Here is a 20418-nt window from a genome sequence, read left to right as displayed (position 1 = left end):
GCGTGAGCGCACGCGGATGAGTCGCGCGTCCGCTTCGCTGCGTGCCGCGATGGCGACGCCGCGCCCGATGAACGCGAAACGCGCGGCCGCGATCTGGCTCGGCCTCGCGTTCGCCGCCATCGCGGTGCTCGGCGCCTCGCTGGTGCTTGGCAGCGTGCCGCTCGCGCCGTCGCGCGTGCTTGCGGCGCTCGTGCCGACGCACACGTTCGGCGGCACGGGCAGCGACGATCTCGCCGGCGAAATCGTGCGTACGTTGCGTTTGCCGCGCGCGCTCGCGGGCTTCGCGTGCGGCGCGTTGCTCGCGCTCGCCGGCGCGCTGCTGCAGGTGCTGCTGCGCAATCCGCTGGCCGAGCCATACGTGCTCGGCGTGTCGGGCGGCGCGGCGACGTTCGCGCTCGTTGCGATGATTGCGGGCGGCGCATGGTGGCTCGTCGATGCGAGCGCATTCGCGGGTGCGTTCGTGTCGATCCTGCTGGTGCTCGGCCTCGCGCGTCGCGAGCTATGGCGCGGCGAGCCGCAGGACACGTCGCCCCGTTTGCTATTGACCGGCGCGGTGATCGCGGCCGGGTGGGGCGCGCTGATCACGCTGCTGCTCAATCTCGCGCCCGACAGCCGTCTGCGCGGCATGCTGTTCTGGCTCACCGGCGACCTCAACGGCGGCGCGCTGCCGTGGACCGCGCTGATGGCGCTCGCGCTCGTGCTGCTCGCGATCGTGCCGGCCGCGCCGCGTCTGAACGTGTTGCTGCGCGGCGACGCGGCCGCTCAGGCGTTGGGCGTCGCCGTGATGCCGCTGCGTTTGCGTGTGTACCTGGTCGCGTCGCTGGCGGCGGCCGCGGCGGTGACGACCGCGGGCACGATCGGCTTCGTCGGTCTCGTCGTGCCGCACATGCTGCGGCTCGCGTTCGGCAACGATCAGCGCATGCTGCTGCCGGCGGCCGCGCTCGGCGGCGGTGTCGCGGTGATGGGCGCGGATCTGATCGCGCGGACCGTGATCGCGCCCGCGCAATTGCCGGTCGGCGTGATCACGTCGCTGGTCGGCGTACCGGTGTTCCTGTGGATGTTGCTCAAACGCCGCCGATGATACGAGCCAAACCCAGCCCCGCCTGTTCGATGCTGAGCACGCAGCGCCTGACGTTGCGCGCCGGCGCGCGCACCTTGCTCGACGCGTTCACGCACACGTTCCATGCGGGCGAAATCTGGTGCATCGCCGGGCCGAACGGCGCGGGCAAGACCACCTTGCTATCGACGCTGGCGGGGCTGTTGCATCCGGCGGCGGGCCATGTCGAACTCGATGGCGTGCGCGTGGCCGACTGGCAGCCGCTGCCGCTCGCACGGCGCCGCGCGCTGATGCCGCAAAGCGCGGCCGATGCGTTCAACGCAAGCGTGCTCGACATCGTGCTGCTGAACCGCTTCCCGCATCTGGGCGGCTGGGGCTGGGAGCGCGACGAGGATCGCGCGGCCGCGCGGGCGGCGCTCGAACGGCTCGGCCTTGCGGACTTTGCGGCGCGCGACGTGCTGTCGCTATCGGGCGGCGAGCGTCAGCGCGTTGCCCTCGCGGCGGTGCTGTGCCAGGACGCGCCGCTGTTGCTGCTCGACGAACCGTTGTCGCATCTCGACCTGCATCATCAGGTCGACTGTCTCGAAGCGCTCGTCGCATGGACGCGCGAACCGCGCCGTAGTGTGCTGTTCTCGTGCCACGATCTGAACCTCGCGCGCCGCTTCGCGACGCACGCGTTGCTGCTCGACGGCGCGGGCGGCGCGTATGCGGGCCCAGTGCGCGACGTGCTGACGCCCGCGTTGACGAGCCGCGCGTTCGGCTATCCGCTGATTCTGATTCGCGACGGCGAGCACGAGGCGCTGATACCCGCGCCGCGCGCGCGTCACGAATCGCCTGCCGGCCATGACGCACAGTCAGGCTGATATTTATTCCTATCCCTTGTTTCGATCACACCTATGACTCGCATCCCACACCCAGCCGGTTTGCCCGAAGTCGCGCCGCTCGATCAGACGCTACGCGCCGAGCTGCAGCGGATCATCGATACGCGCACCAAACCGCCCGGCAGCCTCGGCCGGCTCGAAACGCTCGCGCGCCAGATGGGCCTGATCCAGCGTAGTACGCGTCCCACCGTGCAGCGTCCCGCGATGATCGTTTTCGCGGGCGACCACGGCATCGCCGCCGAAGGCGTGAGCCCCTATCCGCAAGCGGTGACCGCGCAGATGGTCGCGAACTTCATCGCGGGCGGCGCGGCGATCAACGCGCTCAGTCGCGTCGCGGGTCTCGAACTCGAAGTGGTCAACGCGGGCATCGCGACGCCGCTGCCGTCCACGGACCGACTCGTCGACATTCCGGTCGGGCCCGGCACGCGCAACTTCGCACACGAAGCCGCGATGACGCACGCCGAAGCGCTCGCCGCGATGCAGGCGGGCGCCGCGCGCGTGCGTCATCACGCGGCGCTCGGCACGAACGTGATCGGCTTCGGCGAGATGGGCATCGCGAACACCTCGGCGGCCGCGTGTCTGATGAGCCGCCTGTGCGGCTTGCCGATCGACGACTGCGTCGGCCGCGGCACGGGTCTCGACAATGCCGGACTCGCGAAGAAGCGCAACGTGCTCGCGGCGGCGCTCGCGCGCCATGCGGATGCACGCGCGCCGCTCGACGTGCTCGCGACCTTCGGCGGCTTCGAAATCGCGATGATGGCGGGCGCGTATCTGGCGGCCGCCGAGGCGCGCATGACCATCCTCGTCGATGGCTTCATCGCGACGTCCGCGCTGCTGGTCGCCGATGCGTTCTCGCCCGACGTGCGCGAGTACTGCGTGTTCGCGCATGCGTCGAACGAGGCCGGGCATCGGCGCATGCTCGATCATTTCGGCGCGCAGCCGCTGCTGTCGCTCGACATGCGGCTCGGCGAAGGCACGGGCGCCGCGCTCGCGGTGCCGTTGCTGCGCGCGGCGGTGGCCTTCGTCAACGAGATGGCCAGCTTCGATTCGGCGGGCGTCGCCGATCGCGAACCGTGAAGCGCGCGAGCACGCGCTTCGCGATAACGCGAAGCTCGGCCCGCAGCGCCGTGAACCTGCACTCGCCACATTCATGAACCCGCTCGCGGAACTGCGCTATTTCTTCACGGCGCTCGGTTACTTCACGCGCGTGCCCGTGCCGCGCTGGGTCGGTTTCGAGCCGCATTATCTGAACGCCGCGGCGCGCTATTTTCCGCTCGTCGGCGTGTTGGTCGGCGGCTTTAGCGCGCTCGTCTATCTGGCCGCGCTGCGCGTGTTTCCGGCGAGTGTCGCGGTGCTGCTGTCGATGGCCGCGTCGCTCGTGGTCACGGGCGCATTTCACGAGGACGGTCTCGCCGACTGCATCGATGCGTTCGGTGGCGCCTATACGCGCGACGAAGCGCTGCGCATCATGCACGACTCGCGCATCGGTGTTTTCGGCGCCATCGCGCTCGTGATCGCTCTGGCGATCAAGTGGCAAACGCTCGCGGCATTGCCACCGCTGCGCGCCGCAAGCCTGATGCTTGCGGCGCATGGCGCGAGCCGCGCGTGCGCGATCAGTTACCTGGCCACGCTCGACTATGTGCGCGCGGCCGGCAAAGCCAAGCCGGTCGCGCAGCGTTTGAGCGGGCCGGCGCTGTTGTGCGCCGTGCTGTTCGGGCTGCCGTGGCTGCTGTGGCCGAACGGCCCCGGCATGCCCGACTGGCGTTTCGCCGCGCTCACGTGTGCTGTGCTGTTCGCGCTGCGCTTTGCAATGGGCCGTTATTTCGTCAGACGCATCGGCGGCTATACCGGCGACTGCCTCGGCTTCGCGCAGCAGATCTTCGAATTGAGCATCTACCTGGTGGGGCTTGCATGGATATCGTCCTGATTCGACATCCCGCTGTCGCGCTCGAGGCGGGGGTGTGTTACGGCCATAGCGATGTCGCGTTGGCGGAAAGCGCCGAGGTCACGTCCAATGCGTTGGCGGTGAAGCTCGCGAGCTTGCAGGTGCCGGCGCCGCGTGTGCTGATCACGAGTCCGCTTACGCGCTGCGCCGCGCTAGCGACCGAGATCGCGAACGACTTCGGCTGCGTGGTCAGCCACGACGAGCGCCTGAAGGAAATGGATTTCGGCGAGTGGGAAGCGCAGCGCTGGGATACGATCGATCGCGCGCTGCTCGACGACTGGGCCGCCAATTTCGAACATGCGCGCGCGCACGGCGGCGAGAGCGTCGCGCAATTCGTCGCGCGTGTGCGAGCGTGGTTCGATGCGTTCGCGCTGACGCGCGAGCTGTCGCCCGCATACGTGGTCACGCACGCGGGCGTGATGCGCGCGATCGCGTCGTGGGTGCTGGAGGTGCCGCTCGCGCATTGCCTGCAGTGGTCGCTAGATATGACGGGGATCGTCTGGTTGCGACGTAACGACGAGACGCTGCAGTGGTCGCTCGTGCGATGGAATGCGTGACCCGCGTGGTCATCCGGAAAACCGATCTTTTTTCTCGCCACACGCGGCGCCGTCATGGTGCGGGCTGCTTGCTGCGCGAGCGCGCCAGTTCGAGGTCCTCGCACAGTTGCCGCGCGCCTTGCGCGATGCGCGGCGCGGGGCGATTGATCAGATCGCCGTCGATCGCAAACAGGTTGTTGTTCGCGACGGCCGCGAGGCCCGGCCATGCGCGCCATGTGTCGAGTTGCGGCAGCATCGTGTCGGGCCGCGTCGCGCCGGGCGCGGCGGTGACGATCGCCTGCGGATTCGCCGCGAGCACCGCTTCGATCGACACGGTCGGCACGAGCGGCTGCAGGTCCGCGAACACATTGCGGCCGCCGCATAGCGTGATCACGTCGCTGATCATGTGCTCGCCGTTGAGCGTCATCAGCGGCCGGTCCCATACCTGATAGAAGACCCTGACGGCCGGGCGGTTCGCATACCGCGCGCGCAGACGGGCGATGTCGTCGCGGAAGGCGGCCGCCGCCGCATCCGCGCTCGCCGATGTGCCGAGCAGCCGGCCGAGCTTGGTCAGCGACACGGCGATATCGTCGAGACGGCGCGGCTCGCTGAAAAAGAGCGGCACGTGTAGCTCGCGCAAGCGTTCGAGCTGGCGCTGCGCGTTGCCGTGCCGCCACACGACGATCAGGTCCGGTTTCAGCGCGACGATGCGTTCGAGGTCGAGCGCCTTGTTGTCGCCGACGCGCGGGAGTTGCTTCGCTTCGGGCGGATAGTCGCTGTACGACACGGCGCCGACCATCTTCGGGCCGCCGCCCGCGGCGTACAGCAATTCGGTCACGTGCGGGGCGAGGCTGATCACGCGCCGCGCGGGCGCGGCGAGCGTGACGGTCGCGCCGCTGTCGTCGGTGACGGTGATCGCGGCGTGCGCGCTCAGCGCGGTCAGCGCGAGCGCTGCGGCGCCGAACCAATGGATGAAGCGGTGCGCGGGCGGGGCAAAGCGGATGGAACGAGCAAAGCGGATCATCGGACGAGGGCGGATCACGAAGCGTTGAGCGGCTTGGGTGCGAAGGTCACTGCGCTAACTCGACCGCGCGGTATCGATCGAGTCAACCGCCTGTTGCAACTGTTGCTCGAAGCGGGTCCATTCGGCTTCGTCGCCCGGCAGCCCGAAGCGCACGCTGGCCGATGGCACCCGAAGCGATGGCGGAAAAAGACGCGTCCACACGCCGCGCCGCGCGAGCGCTTCATGCAACGCGGCGGCGCGCGCATCGTCGGTCCATGCGAAAAGCGGCGTGCCGCGTGTCGCGAAACCATGCGCATGCAACAGCCCGGCAAGCCGCGCGCTGTCGCCGATGAGCCGCTCACGCATGCGCGTTTGCCACGCGCCATCGTCGAACGCGGCGCTCACCGCATGACGCGCGGGACCGCTGACGGTCCACGCCCCCAGCCTGTCGCGCAACGCGGCGAGCAATGCGGGCGCGCCCAGCACGAAGCCGGCGCGCACACCCGCGAGCCCGAAGAACTTGCCGGGCGAGCGCAACACGACGAGCCCGTCCCGGTGCGTATGCGCCGCCAGCGACGCGACCCGCGCGGCCGGCAGCGTATCGGCGAACGCTTCGTCGACGAGCAGCGTGCCGCCGCGTTCGCGCAACTGCGTGTGCCAGTACAGCAGCCTGGCGGCATCGATATGCGTGGCGGTCGGATTGTCGGGGTTGACGATCGCGACGTGCGTGAGCGCGGCGGGCAGCGTGTCGCGATGCACCTCGAGCGGCGCGACCGCGTGTCCGGCGCGCGCGAACGCGGGCGCGTACTCGCCGTAGGTCAGCGGCGCGATGCCGACCGTCGCGGGCGACAGCAACGCGGGCAGCGCGCGAATCGCCGCCTGGCTGCCGGCGACGGGCAGCACGTGCGCGGCATCGGGCGCGCCGTAGTAGCGCGCGGCCCGCTCGGCGAAGCCGTCGCCTTCGTCGGGCAAACGGCGCCACGCGTCGGCGGGCAGCGGCGGCACCGGATAGCCGTGCGGATTGATGCCGGTCGACAGATCGAGCCACTGCGCGTACGCAATGCCGTAGCGCGCCGCCGCTTCGTGCAGGTTGCCGCCGTGCGCGATCGGGCCGCTTGCGGCGTGCTCGCGCGGTTGCGTCCAGTCGCTCATGCGCTCATCCCATCGCTACGCGCGTCGTTCCGCTCAGCCATGAAACGGCACGCTCAACAACGCCAGCACGATCAGCACGGCCAGCCAGAAAATCACCGTGCGTTCGACCAGCATCAACGCGGCGCCCACATGACGCGCCTCGGCGGGACGCCCGAAGCCCAGCGTCGGCCGGTGCTCGAGCGTGCCGTGATACACGGCCGGCCCGCCGATCAGCACGTTCAGGCTGCCGGCGCCGGCGGCCATCACCGGGCCCGCGTTCGGGCTGTCCCAGCGCGGCGCTTGCTCGCGCCAGCAGCGCCAGGCGGTCAGCGTGTCGCCGAGCAGCGCGTAGCTCGTGGCAGTCAGCCGCGCGGGAATCCAGTTCAGCACGTCGTCGATGCGCGCGGCGGCCCAGCCGAAGCGCAGATAGCGCGGCGTGCGATAACCCCACATCGCGTCGAGCGTATTGGCGAGGCGAAAGCCGAGCGCGCCGGGCCCGCCCGCGAGCGCGAACCAGAACAGCGCGCCGAAGATCGCGTCGTTGCCGTTTTCGAGCGCCGATTCGATCGCGGCGCGCGCGAGCGCGGCCTCGTCCGACTGCGCGGTGTCGCGCGAGACGATCCGCGCGGTCAACTCACGTGCCGTGGCCAGATCGCGTTGGCCGAGCGCCCGCGCGATCGGCGCGATGTGATCGCGCAGGCTGCGCGCGCCGAGCGCGAACCACAGCAGCGCGACATGCAGCGCGCAGGCCGCGAACAACGGCAGCACGGCGACGAGCCACCACGCGATCAACACCGGCGGCAGAACCGCGAGCGCCCATGCGAGCAGGCCCCTGAGCCGCAGACGCCGGTCGTGATTGAAGCGCGCCTCGATACGCGCCGCCCAGTTGCCGAACCCGACCAGCGGATGCCGGCGGCCCGGCTCGCCGAACCAGCGGTCGACGGCGACGCCCGCGACCGCGAGCGTCGCGACCAGCGGCATGGTCAGCGGCGGCATCACATGCCGCTCGCGCTTTTCAGCGCGAGCGGCAGTCCCGCGACCATCAGCGTGGCCGCGCTGCTCAACGCTGCGATGCGCTGATTCAAGCGCCCGAGTTCGTCGACGTAAAGACGCGTGGCTTCGCCGAGCGGCACGACGCCGAGGCCGATCTCGTTGCTGACGACGATGATCTTGCCGCGCGCGCCGGCGAGCGCCGCTTCGAACGCGGCGGCCTGCTCGTAGTAGTGCGACAGCGGCGCCGCCGCGCCGTCGGCGGGACATAGCAGGTTTGCGAGCCACAGCGTCAGGCAGTCGATCAGCAGACACCGGCCCGGCGCGTCGTGTTGCGCGAGCGCGCCGGCGAGGTCGTCGTCCGCTTCGACGAGCCCCCAATGCGCGGGCCGCCGCTCGCGATGATGCGCAATGCGCGCGTTGAATTCGGCGTCGTCGGTGACGCGGGCGGTGGCGATGTAGATGACGGGGAAGGCGCTGTCGCTGGCGAGCCGCTCGGCATGCGCGCTCTTGCCCGAGCGGGCGCCGCCGAGGACGAAGGTGAGGTCGCGGGGAGTCATCCTATGATTGTACCGGCGCGATGGGATAATGCCGCTCGATTGCATTGCAATGCCACTGTCCATCTTCCACCTGCACCGCCGTGACCCGAATGACCATTCCTCCCGACACCCTGCCCGTGCCGCGCGGCACGCTGATGATCCAGGGCACCACGTCCGACGCGGGCAAGAGCACGCTGGTTGCGGGACTGTGCCGCCTCGCGCGGCGCGCGGGTGCGCGGGTCGCGCCGTTCAAGCCGCAGAACATGGCGTTGAACAGCGCGGTGACCGTCGATGGCGGCGAGATCGGCCGCGCGCAGGCATTGCAGGCGCTCGCCGCGGGCATCGACGCGCACACCGATCTGAACCCGGTGCTGCTGAAGCCGACCAGCGATCGCGGCGCTCAGGTGATCATCCACGGCAAGGCGCGCATCAATCTCGACGCGCGCGCGTATCACGACTACAAGCCGGTCGCGTTCGAGGCGGTGCTGGAGTCGTATGCGCGGCTGCGCGCGTCGTACGACACGATTTTCGTCGAAGGCGCGGGCAGTCCGGCCGAGATCAATCTGCGCGAGCGCGACATCGCGAACATGGGTTTCGCGGAGGCGGTCGACTGCCCGGTCGTGCTGGTCGCCGACATCGATCGCGGTGGCGTGTTCGCGCACCTGACCGGCACGCTCGCATGTCTGTCCGACAGCGAGCAGGCGCGCGTGCGCGGCTTCATCATCAACCGCTTTCGCGGCGACATCGGTCTGCTGAAGCCCGGGCTCGACTGGCTGGAAGCGAAGACCGGCAAGCCGGTGCTCGGTGTCGTGCCGTATCTGCATGGCCTGACGCTCGACGCCGAGGACATGCTGCCGCCCGAGCTGCGCGCGGCGGCGAGCGTTGATTCGCGCCGTCTGCTGCGCGTGGTCGTGCCGGTGCTGCCGCACATCAGCAATCACACCGACTTCGACGCGTTGCGCGCGCATCCGCAGGTCGATTTTCACTATGTGCGCGCGGGTACGCCGCCGCCGGCCGCCGATCTGATCATCCTGCCGGGCTCGAAGAACGTGCCGGACGACCTCGCGTTTCTGCGCGCACAGGGCTGGGACGACGTGCTGGCGCGGCATCTGCGCTACGGCGGCCGCGTGATCGGCATCTGCGGCGGCATGCAGATGCTGGGCCGCGAGATCGCCGATCCGCATGGCGTCGAGGGCGCGCCGGGCACCTTCGCGGGTTTCGGCTGGCTCGACTATGCGACGGTGCTCACGCGCGACAAGACGCTGAAGAATGTGACCGGGCGCCTGGCGCTGCCCGGCACGCCGGACGTCGCCGGCTACGAGATTCATATGGGCGAGACGCGCGGGCCGGCATTGGACACGCCGGCGCTGCGACTCGACCACGCTGGCCCGCACGAGGGCGGCGCGGAGTTTGGCCGTCCCGATGGCGCGATGTCCGCCGATGGCCAGATTCTCACGACCTACGTGCATGGGCTGTTCGACACGCCGGCCGCGTGCGCGGCGCTGCTCGCATGGGCGGATTTGAGCGATGCCGAAGCGCTCGACTATCCGGCGTTGCGCGAGGCGTCGCTGGAGCGGCTGGCCGATACGCTGGCCGGGCACGTCGATATGCGCAGGCTGTTCGCGGCGCTGGGGTGACGCTTTGCGCCGGTCTTCTTTATCGGCTTGAACGCGATTGCTGCGCGGGCGGTTCGCTCAGTACAACACCATCTGCGTGCAACGAAACAGCGCGATGGTCTTACCATCCGGACCGGTGACCGTCGCGTCCCAGACCTGCGTGCTGCGCCCAAGGTGCACACCCTTGGCGACCGCGCGGATCGTGCCCTGCGTCGCGGTGCCGAGGAAGTTGCTCTTCAGCTCGATCGTCGTGAAGTTGCGCGAGTTTTCGGGCAGATGCGCGATGCACGCGTAGCCGCACGCGGTGTCGGCGAGGCCGATCACCGTGGCCGCGTGCAGGAAGCCGTTCGGCGCGAGCAGCGCCTCGCGCACGGTCAGTTCGGCGACCAGCGTGCCCTGGTCCACGGTCAGCACGCGCAGGCCCAGCAGGTCCGGCAGCGTGCCCTTCTGGCGCTCCAGCAGGCGTTCGACGGTGTATTCCGGGCGTAGTTTGCTCATGAGATTTCAGGTCCTTCTCGAAAAAAACGGCGGGTTGGAGCGGCCGATTCGCGATGCGGGGGCTTCGGCCGCGCTGAATTTGTCGATATTATCAACGGCTGGACCGGCGGGCGTCCCTGGAAACCGGACTTCGAACGGCAGCGATCGTGGAGCCCGCCGGCGCCGGTCACAGCGGATCGGCGGGGACGGAGCAATAGCGCGGCAAACCGGCTGGCGGTGTCCAGCCTTCTTTCCGGGAGATTTCATGTCGGTGATCGTGGTGGCGAATCCGAAGGGCGGCGTGGGCAAGAGCACGCTAGCGACCAATCTGGCCGGCTATTTCGCCGCGGCGGGCGAATGGGTCGCGCTGGCCGACCTCGACAAGCAGCATTCCGCGCATGCGTGGCTCGAATTACGGCCCGCCACGCTGCCGAACATCGAAACCTGGGAGGTCAATCCCGACACGCCGGCCAAGCCGCCGAAAGGCCTCGAGCACGCGGTCGTCGACACGCCGGCCGGCCTGCACGGCAATCGCCTGAACATCGCGCTCGATCTCGCCGACAAGGTGATCGTGCCGTTGCAGCCGTCGCTGTTCGATATTCTCGCGACCCAGGAATTTCTCGAGCGGCTGGCGAAGGAAAAGGCGGTCAGGAAGGGCGCGATCGAGGTCGGCGTGGTCGGCATGCGCGTCGATGCGCGCACGCGCTCGGCCGAGCAGCTGCATCGCTTCGTCGAGGGATTGAAGCTACCGGTGCTCGGTTTTCTGCGCGACACGCAGAACTACGTGCAGCTCGCGGCGCACGGCCTGACGCTGTGGGACGTCGCGAAAAGCCGTGTGGAGAAGGATCTGGAGCAGTGGCAGCCGATCGTCGAGTGGACGAACGGCGCGGGGAAGAAGGGCTGAGGCGGGGGCTGCCCACCATCAGTCAAGCGTCAAGCTGAGCTTCGCTTAGCTCCAGGCCTGCGTGGGCACGTGGTCGCGGCTGCCCTTGATCCTGTTGTTTTCATCGACGAACACGAGGTCCGGCTTCCAGCCCGCCTTCAACTCCGCCTCGTCGACCACCGCGAACGCCGCGATGATGACCAGATCGCCGAGCTGCGCGCGACGCGCGGCCGAGCCGTTCAGCGAAATCATGCCGCTGCCGCGCTCGCCCTTGATCGCGTAGGTCGAGAAGCGCTCGCCGTTGTTGATGTTCCAGATGTCGATACGCTCGTTTTCGACGATATTCGCCGCTTCGAGCAGATCTTCGTCGATCGCGCACGAGCCCTCGTAGTGGAGCTCGCAGTGCGTGACCGCGACGCGGTGAATCTTCGACTTCAGCATATTGCGTTGCATGATCAATCCAATCCTGTGTGACTGCGCAGTGTAACTGTGTTCGCGCGGGCGGTTGCGGCGTCAGATTTCGAGGTTGTCGATGAGCCGGGTCGCGCCGAGCTTCGCGGCGGCCAGCACCACGAGCGGTGCGTTGGCGTCCTGCGCGCCGGGCGCGATCAGGTTCGAGCGCTTGCGGATCGCGATGTAATCGGGATTCCAGCCGCGCGTCGCGAGCGTCGCTTTGGCCGACTCTTCGAGTTTCGCGAAGTCGCGCTCGCCCGCGAGCACCGCGTCGCGCACCCGATTGAGTTCGGCGGCCAGCATCGGCGCCTCGCCGCGTTCGGCGGCTGAAAGGAACCGGTTGCGCGAGCTGAGCGCGAGGCCGTCGGTGTCGCGCACGGTTTCGGCGGCGACGATGTCGGTCGGCAGCGCGAACTGGTGGCACATCTGGCGCACGATCATCAGCTGCTGGTAATCCTTCTTGCCGAACACCGCGACGCGCGGCTGCACGCACGACATCAGCTTCATCACGACCGTGCACACACCGTGGAAGAAGCCGGGGCGGAATTCGCCCTCGAGGATGTCGCCGAGATCGTGCGGCGGATGCACGCGGTATTCCTGCGGCTCCGGATACATGTCCCTTTCGGTCGGCGCGAACAGCACGTAGACCCCTTCCTTTTGCAGCTTGTCGATGTCGGCTTCGAGCGTGCGCGGATATTTGTCGAAATCCTCGCTCGGGCCGAACTGCAGGCGGTTGACGAAGATGCTCGCCACGACCGGGTCGCCGTGCTGGCGCGCGAGGCGCATCAGCGACAGATGGCCCTCGTGCAGGTTGCCCATCGTCGGCACGAAGGCCGTGCGATTCTGGCCGCGCAACTGGTCGCGCAATTCATGGATCGAGCTGATGACTTTCATGATCGGACAGGGATAGGCTCGCGCGGCGCGCGATCCGGTTGGCGCGACACCTGGCGGAATCGCGCGGCTCATCGCCTCACCGGCAAATGACGGGTTCGGAGCGCGGATTGTAGTGGATTTGGGCAGCGGACGCACCGAAACGCGGCGGCACTTCCGAGCGGCGCGCGACGAGCTTGCCGCGCACTCCCCGCTGAGGCCCGCCAGGCTTCGCTGCGACGGTGTTCGTAGCGAGATTCCCACGGTCCGGCCGCGGTCCGGCCGTCAAGCGGCCGTCATTCAGCGCTCAGGCCGGTAGATACGCCAGTCGCACGTAAATCGGCGCGAACGGCTCCGCCTGGGTGATTTCGACGAGCGATTCACGGCACAGCTCGAGCATGGCGATGAAATTCACGATGACGACCGGCACGCCGCGGCTCGTGTCGAACAGATCGGAAAACTCGATGAAGCGCGCATTCTGCAACTGCCGCAGGATCAGGCTCATGTGCTCGCGCACCGACAACTCCTCGCGCGAAATCTTGTGATGCTGGACCAGCTTCGCGCGCTTGATCACGTCGGCCCACGCGGCGCGCAGGTCGTCGCTGTTTACGTCCGGGAAGCGCGGGGCGACACTCTGCTCGATGTAGACCTCGGCGCGCAGGAAATCGCGCCCAAGCTGCGGCAACTGGTCGATGCGTTGCGCGGCGAGCTTCATCTGCTCGTATTCGAGCAGGCGGCGCACCAGTTCGGCGCGCGGGTCTTCGGCTTCCTCGCCGGTGTCGGCCTTCTTGACCGGCAGCAGCATGCGCGACTTGATTTCGATCAGCATCGCGGCCATCAGCAGATACTCGGACGCGAGTTCGAGATTGGTCTTGCGCAGTTGCTCGACGTAGCCGAGATATTGCACGGTGACATCCGCCATCGGGATGTCGAGCACGTTGAAGTTCTGCTTGCGGATCAGATACAGCAGCAGGTCGAGCGGCCCCTCGAAGGTCTCGAGGAATACCTCGAGCGCGTCCGGAGGGATGTACAGGTCGTTCGGCAGCTTGAACAGCGGCTCGCCGTACAGACGCGCGAACGCGACGCCGTCGACCGTGTCGGGCGTCGAATCGGTGGCGGGCGCGGAAAGCGCGGTGTCGGACGGTGCCGGCGCTGGGCCGTGAACCGGGCCGTGTATTGGACCGTGTATCGGGCCGTGAAGCGGACCATGCACCTCGTCAGCGTGACTCATCGTCGGCGTGACTGGGGAGCTTAGAAGTTCTGGTAGTACGAGTAAGGCGTCTGCTCCACGCGCGAAGTTTTCTGCTCGGCGCGCTCTTCCAGATCGATCGGCTGTTTGTCCCACAGCAGTGCGCGGCCTTTGCGTTGCTCGGCCTCCAGATTGGGCTTCTGTTGCTTGAGCTGGTTCAGGAACTGGGTGATGTCCGATTGATACATGGCTCGACGTCCGTGGTGGGTAGGGTGGCGGCTCTCGGGCTGGCCGCTGCGCGGTGCCGCGGGGAGGGCGCCGTCGTCCGCGATTTTACCGCATGCGTCGCGGGCGGTCGAAAATCGCCGCGGGCCGCCCATTTTTGAGATGAAGCGCGGAGCTCCGCCAGGGGTACGAGACAGGCCGATCGGGGTCGCGTTGTGGTCAAATAGCATGCCTCGATCGCATGCGCGGCCGGGGCGCGAGAATTCACTCATTGAGGCCGGAGGTCCTGTTTGGCGGGAGGTACGATCGACATGCCGCGTGCGTTGCGCGGCGAGACCGGCCAGGCGCGCGGGCGCGCGCGTGAGCGCGAGGCGCTCGCGCGGTGCTGGCTACGTGCGTCGCTCGCCATCGGCCTCGGCCTCCTGATGTTGCTGCTCGCCGCGGGCAAGGCTCACGCGGCGAGCAAGGCACCGAGCTACAAGGTCGAGGTGGTCGCCGAGCCGCGCGCGCTGCGCCGGCTGCTCGAACAGCACCTCGATATCTCGCGTTTCGCGAAGCGGCCCGACGTCACCGACGACCAGTTCTCGTTCCTGATCACCGCGACGCCGCAGCAGGTGCGCGATCTCGCCGCGACGCAGGGCTATTTCTCGCCGCTCGTCAGCACCGACGTGCGCACCGTCGACAACCTGCGGCAGGTCACCGTGCGCGTGGAGCCGGGCCCGCAGACCAAAGTCACGTCGGTCGATCTGTCGTTTCGCGGCGCGGTGCTGACCGAAGACCCATCGCGCGAAAACGCGACGCGCTTCGCGTTCTCGCTGCACGAGGGCCAGCCGTTCTCGCAGGGCGCCTGGGACGACGCGAAGAACGCGTCGCTGCACGAGCTGCAATCGCGCCGCTACCTCGCCGCGAAGATCTACCACTCGGAGGCGCTGATCGATCCGCGCACGCACACGGCGAAGCTGTCGGTGATCTACGACAGCGGGCCGACCTTCACGATGGGCCAACTCGACGTGCAGGGCATGAAGCGCTATCCGGAGCGCATCGTCCACAACGTCAATCCGATCTCGCCGGGCGACATCTACGACACGCGCACTGTCGCCGAACTGCAGCGGCAACTGCAGAACACGCCGTACTTCGCGAGCGTCGCGATCGACCTCGACGACAACCCCGCCAAGCCGCTCGACACGCCGGTGCACGTGAAGGTGTCGGAGTTTCCGTATAACAGCTTCCGCGGCGGCGTCGGCTATTCGACCGACAACGGCCCGCTCGTGCAGGGCGGCTACACGTATCTGAACACGTTCGGCGCGGCGTGGCCGTTCACCGTCGAGGGCCGCGCCGACAACACGCAGCAATACGGGCAGATCCAGCTGTCGATGCCGCCGGGCCAGCACGGGTGGACCAATAGCGCGCTCGCGTCGTACACGACCACCGACGTCTCCGACACGCGCATCTACAGCATCCGCGGCGGTGTGCAGCGCTCGCGCACGTCGCAGTTCCTCGACTACAGCTATTCGCTGCTGTTCTACGACGATCAGCTCGACCAGAACGCGGCGCCGCCGAGCCGCGCGCACGCGCTGGTGCCGGGGTGGTCGTGGACGCGGCGCGACACCGACGACCCGCTGTTCCCGCGCCGCGGCAACCTGATCCACGTCGAGGCGGGCTTCGCGGTGAAAGGTCTGCTCGCCGACCAGTCGTTCATCCGCGGCTACGCGCGCGGCCAGCAGTATTTCCCGATCGGCGTCGACGACATCGTGCTGATCCGCGCCGAGCTCGGCGGCGTATTCACGAGCGGCAGCTCGAGCGGCATTCCGGCGTCGCTGCTGTTCCGCGCGGGCGGCTCGAACTCGGTGCGCGGCTACGGCTTCCAGAGCATCGGTAACAACGTCGCCGGCTCGATCCTGCCGACCAAGTACCTGCTGACGAGCGCGGCCGAATACCAGCACTGGTTCTCGCACAACTGGGGCGCGGCCGTATTCTTCGACATCGGCACCGCGACCGACACCTGGGGCGAAAAAGTTTTCTATCCGGGCGCCGGCGTCGGCGCGCGCTGGCGCAGCCCGGTCGGCCCGGTCAATCTCGATGTCGCTTACGGGATCCGCGATAACCGGGTGCGGCCGTATATCACGCTCGGCATCGCGTTCTGACGTTTTGACGATAACCCACTACCTTATTTGCCACCGTATTCACGCATGACCACCGACGTCACCGCCCCGCCCCCCGCGCAGCCGCCCGGCGCCATGCCGCCAGGACCGCCGGATGGGCAGCAGCCGCCCGACACGCCGCCGCCGAAGCGGCGCTGGGGCCGGCTGCTGCTGAAGTCGGTCGCGGGCACGGTGGTCATGCTGGTACTGCTCGCCGCACTCGCGGTCGGTCTGCTGTACGGGGCGCTGACGACCGAGCGCGGCACCGCGTACGCGTGGCACGCGGCCGTGAAGCTGCTCGGCGGCCGGCTCGCCGGCACGCTCGACGGCGGCACGCTCGCGCGCGGCGTGCAACTGCGCGACGTGCGCTGGCGCAGCCTCGACGGCAGCGGCACCGACATCGAGATAGACCGCATCGCGGGCAGCTGGGCGCTCGCGCGCGAGCCGTGGCGGTTCACGATCAACTACCTGCACGTCGGCACGATCGAGGCGCGCGTCGGCCCGTCGTCGTCGAGCACCAGCGAGCCGCTGAGCTTGCCGCAGGATCTGCAGCTACCGATGCAGCTGGAGATCCGCGACGTGCGGGTCGAGCGGCTGCTGTTGCACCAGGGCGCGTCGACGACGGAGCTGTCCAGCTTCGCGTTTCATGGGCGCAGCGACGGGCGTCATCACGAGGCCGTGATCGATCGGCTCGATACGCCGTTCGGGGCGCTGACGGCAGCGGCGAAACTCGATGGCGTGCGGCCGTTTCCGCTCACCGGCGAAGTCGGTTATGCGGGCAAGGTCAACGATGAAGCGGTGCAGGTGGCCGGCCATGTGAGCGGCACGCTCGAGCAGCTCGTCGCCGAGCTCGATGCGAGCGGCATGAAGCTTGCCGGCCACGCGCGGGTCGAAGCGGCGCCGTTCGCCGCGGTGCCGTTGCAGCGCGCGACGCTGAGCTTCGATCATGTGAATCCGCAGGCTTTCGCGCCGGGTGCGCCGCTGGCCGATCTGGCGGTGCGCGCGGAGCTGCAGCCGGTCGAGCAGGGCGCGGCGACCGCCCCTGGCACAGCCAGCGCGGCGAAACCGTCGGCCGCCAGCCATCCGCACCACATCTTCGGCGACCACCACGCGCCGGCCCAACCGGCGGCGGGTTTCGCCGTCGCCGGCCATGTCTCGATCGTCAACGCGAAACCCGGCGCAATCGACCAGAAACTGCTGCCGCTGATCGATGCGAACGCCGACGTGCGCCTCGACGCCCACACGCAGAGCATCTCGAACCTGAACGTGCGGCTCGTGCGCAACGCGACGCTCACCGGCGGCGGTGCGCTGAGCGGCCGGCACGGCCGGCTCGATCTGAGCGTCGCGCGGCTCGACCTGAACGCGCTGCAGGCGACCCTGCGGCCGACGCAGCTGTCCGGCCCGATCGGCATCCGCCTGAACGACGACATCCAGACACTGACGCTCGATCTCGCCGACCCCGCCGCCGCGCTGCGCGCCCAGGGCAAGATTACGTTCGACCCCGCACGCATCAGCTTCAACGACGTGCGTGTCACGTCGGGCCGTGGCCGCATCGATCTATCGGGCGCGCTGAAGCACGATGAGAACTCGACCTACAACCTGAAGGCGCAACTGACCGATTTCGATCCGCTGTCGCTGACCTCGCAGATGCCCGCCCGCACGCCTGTCACGACATCCGGCGCGTCCGCCGCGAGCGGCGCGCAACGCGAGCGGCAAGCGCAAGCCGCGGCGCTCGTGGGCAGCACCGCCGGCGCGAAGAGCGCGGCGTCCGGCGATCAGGCCGCCGCCATCGCGAAGAACACAGCGCAGGCCGCGGTGCAGACCGAAGTGCTCGAGCGCGGGACGCCACCGCCCGCGCATGGCGCGGGCCATGCGCCACGCGCGGCCGCCCATGCAGGTCCGCCAGCGCGCAGGATCGAGGCGCGCGTGAACGCCACGGTCACGGCAGCAGGTGTGCTCGCGCCGGTCTTCACGACGCGCGCCGAATTCACGCTCGGTCCGAGCGTCTACAACGACCTGCCGCTCACGGGCGGCGGCATGATCCAGCTGGCCGGCTCGCGAATCCTGCCGAGCCACGCGAATCTTTCGGTGGCGGGCAACCGGGTGAATCTGCAAGGCAGCTTCGGCGCGGCCGGCGACCGGCTGCGCTTCGGCATCGACGCGCCGCAGCTCGATCGGCTCGGCTTCGGCCTCGCGGGCGCGGTCGCCGCGGACGGCGACGTTACCGGCTCGTTCGCGCATCCGAACGTCACGCTGAATTACAAGGCCGACAGCGTCGTGTTCGCGAGCAACCGCATCGGCCATGCGGAAGGCCACGCCGAGTTGCGCGACGGCGCGAACGGCGCGCTCGCGTTCACGACCGACGCGCGCAACGTCAACGCGGGCGGCGTCGACCTCGCCACGCTGACCGCCCGCCTGTCCGGCACACGCGCGAACCACACGCTCGAAGCCGCCGCGACCGGCAAGCTGCAGGACCGACCGCTCGATCTGACGCTCGCCGCCAACGGCAAGCTGACCGACACGCGCGACGGCTCGCGCTGGGACGGCACCGTCACGCGTCTGCAAAATCGCGGCACGCCGGCGCTCAATCTCGAATCGCCGCTCGCGCTCAGCGCCGGGCCGGGGCACCTCACGCTCGGCGCAACGCGCCTGACGATCGAAGGCTCGGTGCTGACCCTGAAGTCATTCGCGTTCGATCACGGCCGCATCCAGTCGGCCGGTAGCCTGACCGATGTGTCGCTCGCGCACTTGCAGGAGCTGCGTCACCAGATCACCGGCGAGCCGCCGGCCGTGCACACCGACCTCGTGTTCGACGGCGACTGGGACTTCTCGCTCGGCGCGACGGCGAGCGGCCACATCGAGCTGCGCCGGCGCAGCGGCGACGTGACGGTCGAGATCGGCCGCGGGCTCTCGTCGATGGGCATTGGCGACATCCGAGCGCGCGCCGAATTCACCGGCGGCAACCGGCTCAATGCGACCGTGCATGCGCAGGCGAGCCGCGTCGGCGTGATCGATGCCGACGCGCACACGCCGCTCGTGCTGCGCGACGGCATGTTGAGCGTCGATCCGCAAAGCGCGCTGTCGGGCAACGTGAACGCGAACGTGCCGTCGCTGCGCACGACGGGCGGCCTGCTCGGCCCCAGCTATCTGCTCGACGGCCATCTCGCGCTGAAGCTCGCGCTCGGCGGCACGGTCGCGAAACCGAACGTGACCGGCTCGCTGACCGGCGACGGTCTGTCCGCGACGGTCGTGAGCCAGGGCGTGCAACTGAAGGACGGGGTCGTGCGCATCGCGCTGTCGCAGAACATGGTGGACTTCCAGCAGGTCGAGTTCCACGGCGCGAGCGGCACGCTGCGCGCGACTGGGCGCGTGCGTCTCGACAGCCCGGAGCCCGACATGACCGCGAGCATCGTCGCGGACAAGCTCGATGTGTTCGCGTCGCCGGACCGCCATCTGTCGCTGTCGGGCAGTGCGAACATCTCGAACGGCGGCGTGGAGCGCGGCCCTGTGATCGACGGCAAGTTCGTGGTCGACAGCGCGCGGTTCGATCTGCCCGAGCAGGCCGCGCCGAGCCTCGGCGACGACGTCGTGATCATCCGCCCGGACGGCACGCGCTCGGGCGGCCGGCCGCGTCCGAGCGAAGGCGGCCAGCCGCCGGCGAGCCCGTTCGCGCCTCGCGCGAACATCGAGATCGGCCTCGGCAACGACTTCCGCTTCCGTGGGAAGGGCGCCGATCTCGGCCTCGCCGGCACGATCACCGCGACGAGCGCGCCGAATACGCCGCTGCGCGCGGTCGGCAACGTGCGCGTCACGCCGGGATCGACCTACACCGCATTCGGCCGCAAGCTCGCGATCGAGAACGGCTTCTTCACGTTCAACGGGCCAGTCACGAATCCGGGCATCAACATTCTCGCGATGCGCCGCAACCAGCAGGTCGAGGCCGGCGTACAGGTAACGGGCACGCTGCAGGCGCCGGTCGCGCGGCTCGTGTCGGAGCCAAGCGTGTCGGACAACGAAAAACTGTCGTGGCTGCTGTTCGGCCACGGCACCGACCAGGGCAATAACCTCGGCCAGCAGAGCACGATGACGACCGCGCTCGCGCTGCTCGGCAGCGCGACGGGTCAGCGGATCGCGCAGACCGTCGGGCTCGACGAGTTTTCGATCGGCCGCAGCGACGTCGGCCTGACCGATCCGCAGGTCGTGATGGTGTCGAAGGCGATCAACGAGCGGCTGGTGATCGGCTACGAGCAGGGGTTGCAGTCGGCGAGCAATGCGATCAAGGCGACGATCAATCTGACGCGATACTGGTCGCTGGTCGTGTATGGCGGCACGTTCTATGGCGCCGACGTGCTGTACACGCGGCGCTTCGACCGGATCTCGTGGTGACGCGGGCAACATAAAAAAACGGCACGCCTGGAAGCGTGCCGTTTTCGTCATGCTGCCTGCGGCGAGGTGGGGCGAGGCGCCCGAAGGCGCCGCGTG

At 68.8% G+C, this 20418-nt stretch carries 18 protein-coding genes; 9 read left to right on the top strand and 9 right to left on the bottom strand.

Features of this window, described 5'->3' with window-relative positions:
• Nucleotides 1-16 precede the first annotated feature (16 nt).
• From OKW38_RS15315 to cobC, 5 genes are all read left to right on the top strand, one after another.
• A complete protein-coding gene (locus OKW38_RS15315) occupies nt 17-1081 on the top strand; it encodes a FecCD family ABC transporter permease (protein WP_429335902.1) in 1065 nt (354 codons plus the stop codon).
• The gene (locus tag OKW38_RS15310) at nt 1078-1920 is read left to right on the top strand and encodes an ABC transporter ATP-binding protein (RefSeq protein WP_429363773.1); all 843 of its coding nucleotides are present in this window, start codon (nt 1078-1080) and stop codon (nt 1918-1920) included. The genes OKW38_RS15315 and OKW38_RS15310 overlap by 4 nt, the downstream gene beginning before the upstream one ends.
• A 33-nt stretch (nt 1921-1953) precedes the next feature.
• Nucleotides 1954-3015 carry a nicotinate-nucleotide--dimethylbenzimidazole phosphoribosyltransferase gene (gene cobT / locus OKW38_RS15305; protein WP_429362147.1) on the top strand — a complete coding sequence of 354 codons (1062 nt, stop codon included), beginning with the start codon at nt 1954-1956 and terminating at the stop codon, nt 3013-3015.
• A gap of 73 nt (nt 3016-3088) precedes the next feature.
• On the top strand, nt 3089-3865 hold the full coding sequence (locus OKW38_RS15300) for an adenosylcobinamide-GDP ribazoletransferase (protein ID WP_429362145.1): 777 nt from the start codon (nt 3089-3091) through the stop codon (nt 3863-3865).
• Nucleotides 3850-4440, top strand: a complete 591-nt coding sequence (gene cobC / locus OKW38_RS15295) for an alpha-ribazole phosphatase (protein ID WP_090803430.1) — start codon at nt 3850-3852, stop codon at nt 4438-4440. Before OKW38_RS15300 ends, cobC begins: the two co-directional genes overlap by 16 nt.
• Before the next feature lie 52 nt (nt 4441-4492).
• On the opposite strand, the gene OKW38_RS15290 is transcribed toward cobC, so the two are convergent.
• The 4 genes from OKW38_RS15290 to cobU are packed head-to-tail and all read right to left on the bottom strand — an operon-like array spanning nt 4493 to nt 8103.
• Nucleotides 4493-5443, bottom strand: coding sequence for a cobalamin-binding protein (locus OKW38_RS15290; protein ID WP_429362143.1), 951 nt, complete (start codon nt 5441-5443; stop codon nt 4493-4495).
• A gap of 54 nt (nt 5444-5497) precedes the next feature.
• Nucleotides 5498-6574 (bottom strand): threonine-phosphate decarboxylase CobD, encoded by a 1077-nt coding sequence (gene cobD / locus OKW38_RS15285; RefSeq protein ID WP_429362141.1) that lies wholly within the window; start codon nt 6572-6574, stop codon nt 5498-5500.
• A 33-nt stretch (nt 6575-6607) separates the two neighbouring features.
• The gene (cbiB, locus tag OKW38_RS15280) at nt 6608-7549 is read right to left on the bottom strand and encodes an adenosylcobinamide-phosphate synthase CbiB (RefSeq protein WP_429362139.1); all 942 of its coding nucleotides are present in this window, start codon (nt 7547-7549) and stop codon (nt 6608-6610) included.
• Complete coding sequence (gene cobU, locus OKW38_RS15275; RefSeq protein ID WP_429362137.1) at nt 7549-8103, bottom strand: bifunctional adenosylcobinamide kinase/adenosylcobinamide-phosphate guanylyltransferase; 555 nt, start codon at nt 8101-8103, stop codon at nt 7549-7551. Before cobU ends, cbiB begins: the two co-directional genes overlap by 1 nt.
• Before the next feature lie 89 nt (nt 8104-8192).
• On the opposite strand from cobU, the gene OKW38_RS15270 reads away from it, so the two are divergent.
• Entirely contained in the window at nt 8193-9719 is a 1527-nt protein-coding gene (locus OKW38_RS15270) for a cobyric acid synthase (protein ID WP_429362135.1), read from the top strand.
• 57 nt (nt 9720-9776) lie between these two features.
• On the opposite strand, the gene OKW38_RS15265 is transcribed toward OKW38_RS15270, so the two are convergent.
• The gene (locus tag OKW38_RS15265; protein ID WP_090803438.1) at nt 9777-10196 is read right to left on the bottom strand and encodes a PaaI family thioesterase; all 420 of its coding nucleotides are present in this window, start codon (nt 10194-10196) and stop codon (nt 9777-9779) included.
• A 244-nt stretch (nt 10197-10440) separates the two neighbouring features.
• On the opposite strand from OKW38_RS15265, the gene OKW38_RS15260 reads away from it, so the two are divergent.
• On the top strand, nt 10441-11079 hold the full coding sequence (locus tag OKW38_RS15260) for a ParA family protein (RefSeq protein WP_090803440.1): 639 nt from the start codon (nt 10441-10443) through the stop codon (nt 11077-11079).
• 45 nt (nt 11080-11124) lie between these two features.
• Here the strand turns inward: OKW38_RS15260 and panD are convergent, their stop codons facing one another.
• The 4 genes from panD to OKW38_RS15240 all read right to left on the bottom strand — a co-directional run bounded on the left by panD (nt 11125) and on the right by OKW38_RS15240 (nt 13818).
• A complete protein-coding gene (panD, locus tag OKW38_RS15255) occupies nt 11125-11511 on the bottom strand; it encodes an aspartate 1-decarboxylase (RefSeq protein ID WP_184045579.1) in 387 nt (128 codons plus the stop codon).
• Between the two features lie 60 nt (nt 11512-11571).
• Nucleotides 11572-12405 (bottom strand): pantoate--beta-alanine ligase, encoded by an 834-nt coding sequence (gene panC, locus OKW38_RS15250; protein ID WP_429362133.1) that lies wholly within the window; start codon nt 12403-12405, stop codon nt 11572-11574.
• Nucleotides 12406-12688: 283 nt separating this feature from the next.
• Nucleotides 12689-13612, bottom strand: a complete 924-nt coding sequence (locus tag OKW38_RS15245; RefSeq protein ID WP_429362131.1) for a segregation and condensation protein A — start codon at nt 13610-13612, stop codon at nt 12689-12691.
• 20 nt (nt 13613-13632) lie between these two features.
• A complete protein-coding gene (locus tag OKW38_RS15240) occupies nt 13633-13818 on the bottom strand; it encodes a DUF3460 family protein (RefSeq protein WP_090803441.1) in 186 nt (61 codons plus the stop codon).
• A 267-nt stretch (nt 13819-14085) separates the two neighbouring features.
• Between OKW38_RS15240 and OKW38_RS15235 the strand changes: the two genes are divergently transcribed.
• Together OKW38_RS15235 and OKW38_RS15230 are read left to right on the top strand one after the other, a co-directional pair.
• Nucleotides 14086-15939, top strand: coding sequence for an autotransporter assembly complex protein TamA (locus tag OKW38_RS15235; RefSeq protein WP_090803443.1), 1854 nt, complete (start codon nt 14086-14088; stop codon nt 15937-15939).
• Between the two features lie 45 nt (nt 15940-15984).
• On the top strand, nt 15985-20322 hold the full coding sequence (locus OKW38_RS15230; protein ID WP_429362129.1) for a translocation/assembly module TamB domain-containing protein: 4338 nt from the start codon (nt 15985-15987) through the stop codon (nt 20320-20322).
• Nucleotides 20323-20418: the final 96 nt, after the last annotated feature.

Source organism: Paraburkholderia sp. MM5496-R1, assembly GCF_050436205.1.
GTDB classification, from domain to species: Bacteria; Pseudomonadota; Gammaproteobacteria; order Burkholderiales; family Burkholderiaceae; genus Paraburkholderia; species Paraburkholderia tuberum.
The sequence above is the reverse complement of the archived record's forward strand: the minus strand, read 5'-3'. Positions and strand labels throughout refer to the sequence as shown.

What these genes read in the sequence shown, in the direction of transcription:
- OKW38_RS15315 (WP_429335902.1), top strand. Translation starts at nt 17, where the DNA reads ATGAGTCGCGCGTCCGCTTCGCTGCGTGCCGCGATGGCGACGCCGCGC.
- OKW38_RS15310 (WP_429363773.1), top strand. Translation starts at nt 1,078, where the DNA reads ATGATACGAGCCAAACCCAGCCCCGCCTGTTCGATGCTGAGCACGCAG.
- cobT (WP_429362147.1), top strand. Translation starts at nt 1,954, where the DNA reads ATGACTCGCATCCCACACCCAGCCGGTTTGCCCGAAGTCGCGCCGCTC.
- OKW38_RS15300 (WP_429362145.1), top strand. Translation starts at nt 3,089, where the DNA reads ATGAACCCGCTCGCGGAACTGCGCTATTTCTTCACGGCGCTCGGTTAC.
- cobC (WP_090803430.1), top strand. Translation starts at nt 3,850, where the DNA reads ATGGATATCGTCCTGATTCGACATCCCGCTGTCGCGCTCGAGGCGGGG.
- OKW38_RS15290 (WP_429362143.1), bottom strand. Translation starts at nt 5,443, where the DNA reads ATGATCCGCTTTGCTCGTTCCATCCGCTTTGCCCCGCCCGCGCACCGC.
- cobD (WP_429362141.1), bottom strand. Translation starts at nt 6,574, where the DNA reads ATGAGCGACTGGACGCAACCGCGCGAGCACGCCGCAAGCGGCCCGATC.
- cbiB (WP_429362139.1), bottom strand. Translation starts at nt 7,549, where the DNA reads ATGCCGCCGCTGACCATGCCGCTGGTCGCGACGCTCGCGGTCGCGGGC.
- cobU (WP_429362137.1), bottom strand. Translation starts at nt 8,103, where the DNA reads ATGACTCCCCGCGACCTCACCTTCGTCCTCGGCGGCGCCCGCTCGGGC.
- OKW38_RS15270 (WP_429362135.1), top strand. Translation starts at nt 8,193, where the DNA reads ATGACCATTCCTCCCGACACCCTGCCCGTGCCGCGCGGCACGCTGATG.
- OKW38_RS15265 (WP_090803438.1), bottom strand. Translation starts at nt 10,196, where the DNA reads ATGAGCAAACTACGCCCGGAATACACCGTCGAACGCCTGCTGGAGCGC.
- OKW38_RS15260 (WP_090803440.1), top strand. Translation starts at nt 10,441, where the DNA reads ATGTCGGTGATCGTGGTGGCGAATCCGAAGGGCGGCGTGGGCAAGAGC.
- panD (WP_184045579.1), bottom strand. Translation starts at nt 11,511, where the DNA reads ATGCAACGCAATATGCTGAAGTCGAAGATTCACCGCGTCGCGGTCACG.
- panC (WP_429362133.1), bottom strand. Translation starts at nt 12,405, where the DNA reads ATGAAAGTCATCAGCTCGATCCATGAATTGCGCGACCAGTTGCGCGGC.
- OKW38_RS15245 (WP_429362131.1), bottom strand. Translation starts at nt 13,612, where the DNA reads ATGAGTCACGCTGACGAGGTGCATGGTCCGCTTCACGGCCCGATACAC.
- OKW38_RS15240 (WP_090803441.1), bottom strand. Translation starts at nt 13,818, where the DNA reads ATGTATCAATCGGACATCACCCAGTTCCTGAACCAGCTCAAGCAACAG.
- OKW38_RS15230 (WP_429362129.1), top strand. Translation starts at nt 15,985, where the DNA reads ATGACCACCGACGTCACCGCCCCGCCCCCCGCGCAGCCGCCCGGCGCC.